At 72.8% G+C, this 12,665-nt stretch carries 14 protein-coding genes and 1 pseudogene; 8 read left to right on the plus strand and 7 right to left on the minus strand.

The annotated features are described in order from the left end of the window. Positions 1-73 precede the first annotated feature (73 nt). A complete protein-coding gene (gene ispH, locus DT057_RS15030) occupies positions 74-1,075 on the minus strand; it encodes a 4-hydroxy-3-methylbut-2-enyl diphosphate reductase (protein ID WP_128562911.1) in 1,002 nt (333 codons plus the stop codon). Between the two features lie 256 nt (positions 1,076-1,331). On the opposite strand from ispH, the gene DT057_RS15035 reads away from it, so the two are divergent. Together DT057_RS15035 and DT057_RS15040 are read left to right on the plus strand one after the other, a co-directional pair. Further along, positions 1,332-3,251 (plus strand): monovalent cation:proton antiporter-2 (CPA2) family protein, encoded by a 1,920-nt coding sequence (locus DT057_RS15035; RefSeq protein WP_128562912.1) that lies wholly within the window; start codon positions 1,332-1,334, stop codon positions 3,249-3,251. Next, positions 3,244-4,707, plus strand: coding sequence for an MATE family efflux transporter (locus tag DT057_RS15040; protein ID WP_128562913.1), 1,464 nt, complete (start codon positions 3,244-3,246; stop codon positions 4,705-4,707). Before DT057_RS15035 ends, DT057_RS15040 begins: the two co-directional genes overlap by 8 nt. 136 nt (positions 4,708-4,843) lie before the next feature. On the opposite strand, the gene DT057_RS15045 is transcribed toward DT057_RS15040, so the two are convergent. Further along, positions 4,844-5,170: a DUF1127 domain-containing protein gene (locus DT057_RS15045; protein WP_128562914.1), complete on the minus strand. Its 327-nt coding sequence runs from the start codon at positions 5,168-5,170 to the stop codon at positions 4,844-4,846. A gap of 144 nt (positions 5,171-5,314) precedes the next feature. Between DT057_RS15045 and DT057_RS15050 the strand changes: the two genes are divergently transcribed. Further along, positions 5,315-6,202, plus strand: coding sequence for a LysR substrate-binding domain-containing protein (locus DT057_RS15050; protein WP_128562915.1), 888 nt, complete (start codon positions 5,315-5,317; stop codon positions 6,200-6,202). A gap of 94 nt (positions 6,203-6,296) precedes the next feature. Here the strand turns inward: DT057_RS15050 and DT057_RS15055 are convergent, their stop codons facing one another. The 3 genes from DT057_RS15055 to DT057_RS15065 form a co-directional block, all read right to left on the minus strand. Beyond that, positions 6,297-6,494, minus strand: coding sequence for a Flp family type IVb pilin (locus DT057_RS15055; protein WP_128562916.1), 198 nt, complete (start codon positions 6,492-6,494; stop codon positions 6,297-6,299). Positions 6,495-6,610: 116 nt separating this feature from the next. Then, positions 6,611-6,847, minus strand: coding sequence for a DUF3072 domain-containing protein (locus DT057_RS15060; protein WP_128562917.1), 237 nt, complete (start codon positions 6,845-6,847; stop codon positions 6,611-6,613). A 137-nt stretch (positions 6,848-6,984) separates the two neighbouring features. Then, the gene (locus DT057_RS15065; RefSeq protein WP_128562918.1) at positions 6,985-7,872 is read right to left on the minus strand and encodes a branched-chain amino acid aminotransferase; all 888 of its coding nucleotides are present in this window, start codon (positions 7,870-7,872) and stop codon (positions 6,985-6,987) included. Between DT057_RS15065 and DT057_RS37235 the strand changes: the two genes are divergently transcribed. The 4 genes from DT057_RS37235 (at position 7,871) to DT057_RS15080 (ending at position 10,750) form a co-directional block, all read left to right on the plus strand. Further along, positions 7,871-7,996: a hypothetical protein gene (locus tag DT057_RS37235; protein WP_269153021.1), complete on the plus strand. Its 126-nt coding sequence runs from the start codon at positions 7,871-7,873 to the stop codon at positions 7,994-7,996. The two genes, DT057_RS15065 and DT057_RS37235, sit on opposite strands and share 2 nt — an antisense overlap. A gap of 101 nt (positions 7,997-8,097) precedes the next feature. Continuing rightward, a complete protein-coding gene (locus DT057_RS15070; protein WP_203236285.1) occupies positions 8,098-8,625 on the plus strand; it encodes a MarR family winged helix-turn-helix transcriptional regulator in 528 nt (175 codons plus the stop codon). Between the two features lie 8 nt (positions 8,626-8,633). Then, positions 8,634-9,365: a response regulator gene (locus tag DT057_RS15075; protein ID WP_128562927.1), complete on the plus strand. Its 732-nt coding sequence runs from the start codon at positions 8,634-8,636 to the stop codon at positions 9,363-9,365. A gap of 5 nt (positions 9,366-9,370) precedes the next feature. Continuing rightward, positions 9,371-10,750: an ATP-binding protein gene (locus DT057_RS15080; protein ID WP_128562920.1), complete on the plus strand. Its 1,380-nt coding sequence runs from the start codon at positions 9,371-9,373 to the stop codon at positions 10,748-10,750. Between the two features lie 18 nt (positions 10,751-10,768). On the opposite strand, the gene DT057_RS15085 is transcribed toward DT057_RS15080, so the two are convergent. Then, positions 10,769-11,233, minus strand: a complete 465-nt coding sequence (locus tag DT057_RS15085) for an Lrp/AsnC family transcriptional regulator (protein ID WP_128562921.1) — start codon at positions 11,231-11,233, stop codon at positions 10,769-10,771. 160 nt (positions 11,234-11,393) lie between these two features. On the opposite strand from DT057_RS15085, the gene DT057_RS15090 reads away from it, so the two are divergent. After that, the gene (locus DT057_RS15090) at positions 11,394-12,407 is read left to right on the plus strand and encodes a 1-aminocyclopropane-1-carboxylate deaminase (protein WP_128562922.1); all 1,014 of its coding nucleotides are present in this window, start codon (positions 11,394-11,396) and stop codon (positions 12,405-12,407) included. A gap of 31 nt (positions 12,408-12,438) precedes the next feature. Here the strand turns inward: DT057_RS15090 and DT057_RS15095 are convergent. Next, positions 12,439-12,665, minus strand: a pseudogene (locus DT057_RS15095) (hypothetical protein); the annotation flags it as partial.

Here is a 12,665-nt window from a genome sequence, read left to right on the forward strand (position 1 = left end):
GGGCGCGGGGCGCGCGGCGCCGGGAGGCTCGCGCCCGGCGCAGGGCCCCGCGTGGCGCGGGAGACCGGCCGGCCTACTCGGCGGCCTCGCTGCGCAGCTCGCGCGGCAGCGGGAAGACCATGTCCTCGGTGGTGGTCGAGACCGTGTCGACCCTGACGTCGTAGCGGGTCGCGAAGGCGTCGATGATCTCCTCCACCAGCACCTCGGGGGCCGAGGCGCCGGCGGTGAGGCCGAGGCGGCGGATGTTCTGGAACGCGTCCCAGTCGATCTCCTCGGCCCGGAGCACCAGGCGGGTGATCGGGCAGCCGACGCGCTCGGCCACCTCGCGCAGGCGCTGCGAGTTCGAGGAGTTCGAGGAGCCGACCACGATCAGGGCGTCCACCAGGGGGGCGATCTGCTTGACGGCCTCCTGCCGGTTGGTGGTGGCGTAGCAGATGTCGTCCTTGTGCGGGCCGACGATCTTCGGGAACTTCTTCTTCAGCGCCTCGACGATGTGGTGGGTGTCGTCGACCGACAGGGTGGTCTGCGTCACCCAGGCGAGGTTCTCGCTGTTGGCCGGCTCGAGGGCGCGGATCTGCTCGATGTCCTCCACCAGCGTGATCGAGCCCTTGGGCAGCTGGCCCATGGTGCCGACCACCTCCGGGTGGCCGGAATGGCCGACCAGCAGGACGTGGCGCCCGCGCTTGTGGTGGATCTCGGCCTCGCGGTGGACCTTGGTCACCAGGGGGCAGGTGGCGTCGATGGTGGTGAGCCCCCGGGCCTCGGCGTTCTGCGGCACGGTCTTGGCGACGCCGTGGGCGGAGAAGATCACCGGGGCGCTGCCGTCCGGGACCTCGTCGAGCTCGGCCACGAACACCGCGCCCTTCCGCTTCAGGCTCTCGACCACGTACTTGTTGTGCACGATCTCGTGCCGGACGTAGACGGGCGGGCCGTAGAGCGCGAGGGCGCGCTCGACCACGTCGATGGCCCGCACCACGCCGGCGCAGAAGCCGCGCGGGGCGCAGAGCAGGATATCGAGGGGCGGCTTCGCGGGCGCGGCGGCGCCGGCGTCGATCTGGTTCACGGGAACGCTCATGGTAGGCGGGATGTGGCGAGGCGGGGCGGCCCCTGTCAACCTATTGTGCCACGCAATCGCGGCGATCAACAGGCCGAGTCCGGCCGGCCGGGGGTGCGGGCCCGCGGGCGCTCCCCAGAATCCTCGGGTTGCCGCCTCCCAAGATGCCGCCTCCCAAGATGCCGCGGGGCGCGGCGGGGCCCGGCGGCCTCGCCCGACGGGCGGGCGCAGGTTAAGGGTGGGGCCGACATCCGCGAATCCGGGAGCCCGCCGCCCGATGGCGACCAGCGCCGACCATGCCAGCTTCCTGCCGCCGGTCCTGACCTTCCTGTCGGCGGCGGTGATCGGCGTGCCGATCTTCCGCCTGCTCGGGCAGAGCGCGGTGCTGGGCTACCTCGTGGCCGGCGTGGTGATCGGGCCCTCCGGGCTCTCGCTCATCACGGAGCCGGAGACGGCCCGCAGCGTCTCCGAGCTCGGGGTGGTGCTGCTGCTGTTCATCGTCGGGCTCGAGCTCGAGATCTCGCGCCTGATCTCGCTGCGGCGCGACATCCTCGGGCTCGGCACCCTCCAGCTCGGCCTCTGCGCCCTGGCGCTCGGGGGCCTCGGGCTCCTCGCCGGCCTCAAGCCGGGGGCCGCGACGGTGATCGGCATCGCGCTCGCCCTCTCGGCGACCGCGGTCGCGCTGCAACTCCTGGAAGAGCGGCGCGATCTCGCGGCGCCCTACGGCCAGCGCGCCTTCGCGGTGCTGCTGTTCCAGGACCTGTCGATCGTCGGCATCCTGGCGCTGCTGCCGCTGATCGCCCAGACCGGCACGGGCGCGGGCGAGGCCTGGCTCGGCGAGGCCCTGCAATCGGCGGGCCTCGCGGTGGCGGCGGTGCTCGGCGTGGTGCTGGTCGGGCGCTACGGCCTCAACCCGTTCTTCCGGATGCTGGCGGCGAGCGGCGCGCGCGAGGTGATGACCGCCGCCGCGCTCCTCGTCGTGCTCGGCACCGCGCTGATCATGGAGGAGGTCGGGCTCTCGATGGCCATGGGGGCGTTCCTGGCCGGGCTGCTGCTGGCGGAATCGAACTTCCGCCACCAGCTCGAGGCCGACATCGAGCCCTTCCGCGGCATGCTGCTCGGCCTGTTCTTCATGAGCGTCGGCATGTCGATCGACCTCGCGCTCGTCGGGCAGCACTGGGTCGGGCTCTTCCTCGCCACCGCGACGTCGATCCTGGTCAAGGTGGCGCTGGTGGCGGCGCTGTTCCGCCTGTTCGGCTCGTCCTGGCTCGACGGCCTGCGGGGGGCGGCCGTGCTGGCGCCGGCCGGGGAGTTCGCCTTCGTGCTGCTCCCGGTCGGCCAGGAGCTCGGGCTGATCGACCGGGAGGCCGGGCGCCTCGCCATCGCGATCGCGGCGGTCACCATGCTGCTCGGGCCTCTCGGCGCCAAGGCCCTCGACACCGTGCTGGCGCGGCGCGCAGCCGCTCCCCTCGAGCCCGCCTTCGACGTGGTGGAGAACGCCGAGGCGCGGGTGCTGGTGGTCGGGTTCGGGCGCTTCGGCCACATCCTCAACCAGGTGCTGCTGGCCCAGGGCCTGAGCGTCACGGTGATCGACAAGGACGTCGAGCAGATCCGCAGCGCGGCACGCTTCGGATTCCGGGTCTATTACGGCGACGGGACGCGGCTCGACGTGCTGCGGGCCGCCGGCGCGGGCCGGGCCGAGGTGATCTGCATCTGCATCGACGACCAGGAGGCGACCCTGAAGGTGGTCGACCTCGTCCACGCCGAGTTTCCCACCACCCGCACCTACGTGCGGGTGTTCGACCGGGTCCAGGCCATCGAGGCGATGAACCGGGACGTCGACTACCAGGTCCGCGAGACCTTCGAATCCGCCCTCGCCTTCGGGCGCGCCACCCTGGAGGCCCTCGGGATCGGGCCCGGGGAGGCGGCCCGGGTCGTCGACGACGTGCGCAAGCGCGACCTCGCCCGGCTGGTGCTCCAGCAGGCGGGCGACCCCCTCGACCGCACGGACCCGCTGCGCAGCTTCCTGCGGATCAAGCCCGAGCCGCTGACCGCGCCGCTGCGCTCCTCGCGGGCGCTCAACGCGGAGACCGAGGACATCATCGCCCGGGAGCGCGCGGGCGCCAAGGAGCAGGCCCGCCTCAAGGAGCCGGCCCTCGCGGAGGCCGACGAGGGCGACGAGACCCCCGATGCGTGAGGCTCCCCCGCCCGCGGGACCGGTGCCGGCGGCCGGCCCCGCGCCGCCGGCGTACTTCGTCACCGGCTCGACCCTGCGCCACGTGCTGGTGATGGCCGCCACCGGCTCGGTCGGCCTGATGGCGATCTTCGTCGTCGACCTCCTGTCGCTCCTCTACGTGTCCTGGCTCGGCGACCCGACGCTCACCGCGGCGGTGGGCTTCGCCACCATCGTCCAGATCTTCGCGGTCTCGATCAACATCGGCATGATGATCGCGATCGGCGCCCTGATCTCCCGGGCGCTCGGCAGCGGCGACGTCCCGGGCGCGCGCCGCCTGGCGGCCTCCGCGATGATGCTGTCCCTCGCGGGCTCGGTCCTGGTGGTCGCCGGGCTGCTGCCGCTGCTCGACCCCGCCCTCGCGCTGATCGGCGCCGGGCCCGACACCGTGCCGGTGGCCCGGACCTTCCTGTGGATCGCCCTGCCGTCGAACCTCGCCATGGCGGCCGGGATGGGGTTCTCGGGCGTGCTGAGGGCCCTCGGCGACGCCCGGCGGGCGATGTACGTGACGCTCGCCGGCGCCGCCGTCACGGCGATCCTCGACCCGGTGCTGATCTTCGGCCTCGGGCTCGGCGTCGAGGGCGCCGCCGTCACGGTGGTGCTCGCCCGCCTCGCCTTCGCGGCCGTGGGCTGGTCGGGTGCCGTCGGCGTGCACCGGATGGTGGCGCGGCCCGCGGCGTCCGCCATCCTGGCGGATGCGGGCGTGATCCTGCGCATCGCCCTGCCGACGGTGCTGACGAACCTCGCGCCCCCGGTCGCCAGCGCCTACCTGACCCACGTGATGGCGGGCTTCGGCACCGCGACGCTCGCGGGCAATGCCGTGGTCGAGCGCCTGATCCCGGTCGCCTTCGGGGGCCTGTTCGCGCTCTCGGGCGCGGTCGGGCCGATCCTCGGCCAGAACTGGGGCGCGGGGCGCTTCGACCGCATGCGCGCGACGCTCCGCGACGCCGCCCTGGTGACGGGGCTCTACGTGCTGGTCGTCTGGCTCGCCCTCGTCCTCGGCCGGGACGCCCTGGTGCGGCTCTTCGCCCTCGACGGCGCGGCGGCGGACCTCCTGGTCTTCTTCTGCCTCGTCGGCGGCGCCGTCTGGTTCTTCAACGGGCTCCTGTTCCTCGGCAACGCCTCGTTCAACAACCTCGGCTTCCCGCTCCTCTCGACCGCCTGCAACTGGGGCCGGGCGACCCTGGGCACCATGCCGTTCGCGCTCGCCGGCGCGCGGCTCGCCGGCCCCGAGGGGGCGCTCGCCGGGACCGGGTTCGGCTCGGCGATCTTCGGCGTGGCCGGCCTCGCGGCGGCGTTCCGGGTGGTCGGGGTGCTCGAGGCCCGGGCCGCCGGGCCGCGGGGCGACGCGGCCGCGGAGCCCCCGCGGAGCCCCGGACCCGGCCGAGCCGTCGCGCCGGGCCTGACGCGCCGGTCCTGAGCGGGACGGCCATCCGGGCCGGCGGGGAGCGCCCTAGGGCAGCATCCGATCACGCTGCGAACGGCCGCTGCCCTAGGTCTTATGATTCTGCCGCATTGTCCGCGGCGAACCGGTGTCCGCTTCGCCGGAAAATGCTCTAGAAGGCCGGGTCCCGCCGCACGCTGCGGCCGTCGCGCACGACGATGCGCACGCTCACGGGCGGCGGCGGACGCAGGCCCCGCGAGCGCCGTCGGTCCACGAGCGGCAGGGTCGGGTCGCTCAGGAACGGCATGTCGAGCACGCCCATCACGTCGCTGCGGGTGAGCCCGATGTCCTTGAGCGCCCGCTCGTCGAGCTCGGCGAGGCGATGCACGGCGCGGCGGTGGGTCCAGATCTGGATGAGGCGGGCGAGGATCCGCACGGCCTTGCGGGACAAGCCGTAGACCAGCGAGAGAACGCCGAAGGGTGCGAAACCGACCGTCATCGTGACCTCCTGCGGGAGCGGGTGGCGAACCTCTTCTGCGCCTGCGAAGCTCTCCGCCCGCTCCTCATAGCGCGGTTCGGTCGATGCGTTGAGCGAATGCTTGAGATGTGTCACATCACGGATCTTGATGCAGGAGCCGGCAGGATGCACCCCCTCGACATCGACCAGCTCCGGACGCTCGTCGCCATCGCCGACAGCGGCTCGTTCACCCGGGCGGCGGAGTGGGTGCACAAGACCCAGTCGGCCGTCTCGATGCAGATGAAGCGGCTGGAGGAGCGGGTCGGCCGCGAGGTCTTCTCCAAGGCCGGCCGCGGCACGCGCCTCACGGACGACGGCGAGCGGCTGCTCGACTACGCCCGCCGCATCATGCGCCTCCAGACCGAGTGCCTGGCGACCTTCGAGGCGGGCGACCTCGCCGGCCGGGTCCGGCTCGGCCTGCCGGACGACTACGCCGACCGCTACCTGCCGGAGATCCTCGGGCGCTTCGCGCGGGCGCATCCGCGCGCCGAGGTGACGGTGATGTGCGAGCCGACCGACATGCTGGCCGAGCGCATCGCGGCCGGCGAGATCGACCTCGCGATCGTCACGGAGGCGCGCCAGCGCGGCGGCATCGAGACGGTGCGGACCGAGGCCCTGCTCTGGGTCACCTCCAGCCGCCACGCCGTGCACGAGGATACGCCGATCCCCCTCGCCCTCGGCCGGCCGGCCTGCGTCTGGCGCCGTGCCGCCACGGAGGCCCTGGAGCGGGGCGGCCGGGCGAGCCGCATCCTGTTCGTGAGCTGGAACTCGACCGCCGTCGGGGCGGCGGTGCTGGCGGGGCTCGCGGTCTCGGTGCTGCCCGAGAGCGCCCTGCGCCCCGGGATGCGCATCCTCAGCCCACAGGACGGGTTCGCCGCCCTGCCCTCGTGCCGGATCGGCCTGATGCGCCATCGCTCGCCGGAGCCGACCCCCCTGGCCGACATCCTGGCCGGGCAGATCCGCCAGTCCCTGAACAATCTCGGCCCCGGAAGCCTCGGCTTCGCAGCGGAGTAGGCCAGCGGCGCAGGCCCGGCGGGCGGGCGGGCGCAGGCTCGGCCGGCAGGCGCCATCTCGGGGCCCGCTCGCCGGGCGCCGTCCCGGGGCCCGGTCACGATCCGAACGCGGCCACGACCTTGTTGGTGAGAGTGCCGTACAGCCCGCCGGTGGCGCCGCCGAAAGTACCCAGGCTGATCAGCAGGGCGACGACAATCATGGCCAGCAGCAGAGAATACTCGATCGCCGTCGCGCCGGACCGGTCACGGAGCAGAGCGCGCCACGAGCGGGTCCTATGCCACTTGCCAGACACGCCGCACTCCCCCGCTCGACCGGCGGGAAACTACACGCGGCTTCCTCACCAGTCGTTAAGGCGAAGTGCGAATCTGGTGCGGGCCGGCTCCGCTGCTGCGGAACCGGCCGGCCTCCTCAGGCTTTGCCGGTCTCGTGGCGCAGCGCGTCGATGCGCTGGGACGCCTCGGCCTTGTCGAGGTCCGGGTCGAAGGCCTCCTCGTCCTTGGCCTGCTCGGCCAGGGTCTTGAGGTAGGAGGCCTGGGCACCCGTCATCGGCTCGGACCCCGTGGTCCAGTCCTTCGGGTCCTTGATCTGGTTCGAGGTGTCCTTGGGGTCAAGCTTCGGGTTCTCGGAGGGTGTCTGACGGGCCATCGGGCTCTCCTGGCGTTCCTGATATGTTCCGAGCGGAAACGTGGGAGCCGGCCGGTGGTTCCCGCGGCGTCGGGACCATCGGCCCGGGCGGGCGCGGCCCCGGACGGTCGCCCGCCCGGGGCCGCGCCCGCGGGGCCTCAGGCGGCCCTGGCGCGGGGCTGCACCTCGGCCGTGTAGTCGTCCATCAGGGTCCGGGTCATCGCGCCCGGCTGGAACCGGAACTCCGCGATCTCCGACACCGGCGTGACCTCGGCGGCCGAGCCGGTGATGAAGCACTCGGCGAAGCCCGAGAGCTCCTCGGGCCGGATGCGGCGCTCGACCACCTCGTAGCCGCGGCGGCGGGCGAGATCGATCACGGTCTGGCGGGTGATCCCGTCGAGGAAGCGGTCGGCCAGGGGCGTGTGGATCACGCCGTCGCGGATGAAGAACACGTTGGCGCCGGTGCACTCGGCGACGTTGTCCTCCCAGTCGAGCATCAGGGCATCGGCGTAGCCCTTCTTCTCGGCCCGGTGCTTGGAGATCGTGCAGATCATGTACAGGCCGGCCGCCTTGGAGGCGGAGGGCGCGGTGCGGGGGTCGGGCCGGCGGTAATCCGCCATGTCGAGCCGGATGCCCTTCATCTTGGTCGCCGGGTCGAAGTAGCTCGGCCATTCCCAGGCCGCGATGGCGAGGTGGATGGTGTTGGACTGGGCCGAGACGCCCATCATCTCGGAGCCGCGCCAGGCCACCGGCCGCAGGTAGGCGTCCGCGAGGCCGCTCGCCTTGAGCACCAGGTCCTTGGCGGCGTCGATCTCCGCCACCGAGTAGGGGATCTCGAAGTCGAGGAGCTCGGCCGAGCGGCGCAGGCGCGCCGAGTGCTCGGTGCTCTTGAACAGGGCGCCGCCGTAGGCGCGCTCGCCCTCGAACACGCAGGAGCCGTAGTGCAGGCCGTGGCTGAGTACGTGAATCTTCGCGTCCGCCCACGGCACCATGCGGCCGTCGAACCAGATGTGGCCATCACGCTGGTCGAAGGGAATGACGGACATGACGATGATCCTCGCGATGCGTTCGTTTCCGCCCGGCGGCCCGCCGCGCAACGTTCGTGCTTGTTTGCGGCTGGCGACGTTCGTTCGTTTCGCCGGCGGGGTTGACGCCTATCAACGGTACTGAGATATGTCAACAAGACTGACATAAATGGCGCGCCCCGTCGCGCCGCCCGCCGACGAGAGGGTACGACCTTGACCCAGGCCGCCCGGCCCCGCCCGGTCCCCATCGCCCCGGACGCCGCCAACGAGGACCGGCCCGAGACCGGCCCGGCCTACGAGCTGATCGAGCTCCTGTTCTTCGCCTACCGGGACTTCGTCGCCGACCCGGACCGGATCCTGGCCGAGTACGGCTTCGGCCGCGCCCACCACCGGGTGCTCCACTTCGTCAGCCGCAATCCCGGCCTCACCATCGCCGAACTCCTGGATATCCTGCGCATCACGAAGCAGAGCCTGAACCGGGTGCTGAAGGAATTGATCGAGCAGGGCTACATCGAGCAGCGGGCCGGCACGAGCGACCGCCGCCACCGCCTCCTCACCTGCACGGCGCAGGGCGAGGGCCTGGCCCACAGGCTCGCCGGCGTCCAGGGCCAGCGGGTGCGCCGGGCCCTGGCGGAGGTCGGCCCCGCCCTGCGCGGGCCGGCGAGCCGCTTCCTGCTGGCGATGATCGAGCCCGAGGAGCGGGCGGCGGTGACCCGGCTGATCGCCGCGCAGGGCCGGACCCTGCCGCTCGCCCTGGACGAGCCCGGCCCATGAGCGCCGGCATGAGCGCCAATGCCGCCCCGGCGCCGCGGGCCGAGCTGCCCGACCACGCCCCCCACATCCTCGTCGTTGACGACGACAGGCGCCTGCGCGAGCTCCTCACGCGCTTCCTCCTCGAGCACGGCTACCGCGTCACCGCGGCGGCGAGCGCCGCCGAGGCCCGGGCCAAGGGCCGCAGCCTCGTCTTCGACGCCGTGGTGCTCGACGTGATGATGCCCGGCGAGACGGGCTTCGACTACGCGCGCCAGATCCGCCTGACCTCGCAGGTGCCGATCCTGATGCTGACCGCGCGCTCGAACCCCAACGACCGCGTGACCGGGCTCGAGATCGGCGCCGACGACTACCTGCCCAAGCCCTTCGAGCCGCGGGAGCTGATCCTGCGCCTCAACAACATCCTGCGCCGCAGCGCCCGCGGGCCCTCGGAGGCCGGGGCGGCGCCCCTCGACGCGGTGCGCTTCGGCCCGTTCCAGTTCCGGATCGAGCGGGGCGACCTCACCCGCGACGAGGAGGCGATCCGGCTCTCCGAGCGCGAGCGCGAGATCCTCACCATCCTGGCGCTGGCGCGGGGCGCCAACGTCGAGCGCGAGGCGCTCTCGGGCGCCAACGCCGCCGCCAACGAGCGCACCATCGACGTGCAGATGAACCGCCTGCGCCGCCGGATCGAGGACGACCCGGCCAATCCGCGCTACGTGCAGACCGTGCGGGGCGTGGGCTACCGGCTGGTCCTGGACTAGCGCGGGTGCCCGCCGCCCGTCCCCTCTCCCTCGCCGGGCCGCTGCCGACCCCCCGGCGGGCCTGGCGGCGGCTCGGGCGCGTGATCGGCGACCGGCTGCCGAAGGGGCTCTACGCCCGCTCGCTCATCATCATCATCGCGCCCGTCGTGCTGCTGCAGTCGGTGATCGCCTACACCTTCATGGAGCGGCACTGGCAGCTCGTGACCCGCCGCCTCTCGGCCGCCGTGACGTCGGACGTGGCGGCCCTCATGGACATCTACGAGAGCTATCCCCAGGACCGCGACGCCGCCACCCTGGAGCGCATCGCCAGCGAGCGCCTCAACCTCGACATCGACATCCTGGAGGGCGCGAAGCTGCCGCCGCCGGGGCCGCGGCCGTTCTTCTCGCTCCTCGACGAGGCGCTGACGGACGAGATCCGCCGGCAGATCGCCCGGCCGTTCTGGATCGACACCGTCGGGCGCTCCAGCCTGATCGAGATCCGGGTCGAGATCCCCGGCGGGGTGATGCGGGTGATCGCCCGGCGCAGCCAGGCCTACGCCTCCAACTCGCACATCTTCCTGCTCTGGATGGGCGGCTCGTCGCTGGTGCTGCTCGGCGTCGCGATCCTGTTCCTGCGCAACCAGATCCGCCCGATCCTGCGGCTCGCCGACGTGGCGGAGAGCTTCGGCAAGGGCCGCGAGCTCGATTTCCGCCCCCGCGGCGCCCGCGAGGTGCGCAAGGCCGGCCACGCCTTCATCGAGATGAAGCGGCGCATCGAGCGGGCGATGGAGCAGCGCACCACGATGCTCAACGGCGTCAGCCACGACCTGCGCACCATCATCACGCGCTTCCGGCTCTCGCTCGCACTCCTGGAGCAGACGCCCGAGATCGAGGACCTGCGCCGCGACGTCGACGAGATGAGCCGGATGCTGGAGGCCTACCTCGCCTTCGCGCGGGGCGATTCGGGGGAGCCCGCCGCCGCCATCGACCTGCGCGCGCTCCTGGAGGACGTGCGCACCGACGTCGAGCGCCTGGGGGGGCACGTCTCGGAGGTCACCGTGGAGGGCCAGAGCACCGTGACGGTGCGGCCCGACGCCTTCCGGCGCTGCCTGTTCAACCTCGCGGCGAACGCCGCCCGCTACGGCGACACGATCGCCATCACGGCCCGCCAGGAGACGCGCTGGCTCGCCGTCTCGATCGACGACGACGGCCCGGGCATCCCGCCCGAGCAGCGCGAGGAGGTGTTCAAGCCCTTCGTGCGCCTCGACGACGCCCGCCAGGACGCCGGCGGCTCGGGCCTCGGCCTCGCCATCGCCCTCGACATCGCCCGGGCCCACGGCGGCGACGTCTCGCTCCACGACAGCGCGCTCGGGGGCCTGCGGGCGACCGTGCGGGTGCCGGCCTGAGGCGGGCCGGGGCCGGCGTCAGAAGTCCAGCGGCGCGTCGTCCACCACCTCCTTCATGACGAAGAACGTCCGCGTCTGGCGCACGCCCGGCAGGCCGATGAGCTGCTCGCCGTGGATGCGGTTGAAATCCGCCATCTCGCCGACGCGGATCTTGAGGAAGTAGTCGAAATCCCCGGCCACGAGGTGGCAGTCCAGGATGAAGCGGAGCTTCGCGACCGCTCGCTCGAAGGCGCCGAAGCTCTCGGGCGTCGAGCGGTCGAGGACGACGCCGACCATCACGAGGGCGCCGCGGTCGACCGCGCGGGGCGCCACCCTCGCCCGCACGCCCCGGATGGTGCCCTGGGCGATGAGGCGCTGCGTGCGCCGGTGGCAGGTCGCCGGGCTGACGCTGACCCGCTGCGCCAGTTCCGCGTTCGTGAGGCGGCCGTCCTCCTGCAGGAGGCGCAGCAGCTTGATGTCGATCCGGTCGAGCCCTGCGGGCATGAGAGAAGCTTCCGTGACGGGGCCGTTCGATGACCGATTCTTGCAGCGCGGCGGCCCGGGCGCGCAAGACCCGCCGGCGCGGGCCCGGACTTCGGGAGCACCTTCCGGCCGGCGGGTGGTAGCGTTCCGCATCGTAACCGCCAGGACGAGAGGACCATCCATGCTTGAGGCATTCGCACGCTACCCGCTCACCTTCGGGCCGACGCCGATCGAGAGGCTGGACCGCCTGGGGGCGCATCTCGGCGGCCGGGTCGAGCTCTACGCCAAGCGGGAGGATTGCAACTCGGGGCTGGCCTTCGGCGGCAACAAGCTGCGCAAGCTCGAGTACATCGTGCCGGACGCCATCGCGTCGGGCGCCGACACGCTCGTCACCATCGGGGGCGTGCAATCGAACCACACCCGCATGGTGGCGGCGGTGGCGGCGAAGATCGGCATGAAGTGCCGCCTCGTGCAGGAGGCCTGGGTGCCCCACGAGGACGCGGTCTACGACCGGGTCGGCAACATCATGCTGAGCCGGATCATGGGCGCCGAGGTCGAGCTCGTGGACGAGGGCTTCGACATCGGCCTCCGCGAGAGCTGGCGCAGCGCCATCGAGGACGTGAAGGCCAGGGGCGGCCGGCCCTACGCGATCCCGGCCGGCGCCTCGGTCCACCCCCTGGGCGGCCTCGGCTACGTCGGCTTCGCCGAGGAGGTGCGCGACCAGGAGCGGGCCCTCGGCTTCGCCTTCGACTACATCGTGGTCTGCACCGTCACCGGCTCGACCCACGCCGGCATGCTGGTCGGCTTCGCCAAGGACGGCCGCGAGCGCAAGGTGATCGGCATCGACGCCTCCGCGACGCCGGCCCGGACCAAGGCGCAGGTGCTCGACATCGCCCGCGCCACCGCCGACCGGGTCGGCCTCGGCCGCGAGCTGTCGGCGGACGACGTCGTGCTGGTCGAGGACTACGCCTACCCGATCTACGGCGTGCCCTCCGCCGAGACCAAGGACGCCATCCGCCTGTGCGCCCGCCTGGAGGGGATGATCACCGACCCGGTCTACGAGGGCAAGTCGATGCAGGGCATGATCGACCTCGTGCGCAAGGGCTCCTTCCCGGCCGGCTCCAGGGTGCTCTACGCCCATCTCGGCGGCGCGCCCGCCCTCAACGGCTACGGCTACGCCTTCCGCAACGGGTGAGGGCCGCGAAGGCCCGGGGCGCCGGCGCCCCTCACGCCGCGGCGACGGGCCGGGCCCGCGCGGCCGCCATCCTGTCGCGCGCCGCCTCCACGGCGAGGGTGGGGGCCTGCCGGCCGATCGCCAGCGCCTCGTCGAGGATCGCGGCCGCCTCGGCCCAGGCGCCGGGCCAGAACAGGGCCGAGGCCTCCGCGGCGTCGGCGGCGGTGCGGGCCTCGGTCTCGGCCGCGAAAGTGGCGGCCCGGGCCGCCGCGGCCGCGC

Origin of the sequence: Methylobacterium crusticola, assembly GCF_003574465.1 — a bacterium.
GTDB classification, from domain to species: domain Bacteria; phylum Pseudomonadota; class Alphaproteobacteria; order Rhizobiales; family Beijerinckiaceae; genus Methylobacterium; species Methylobacterium crusticola.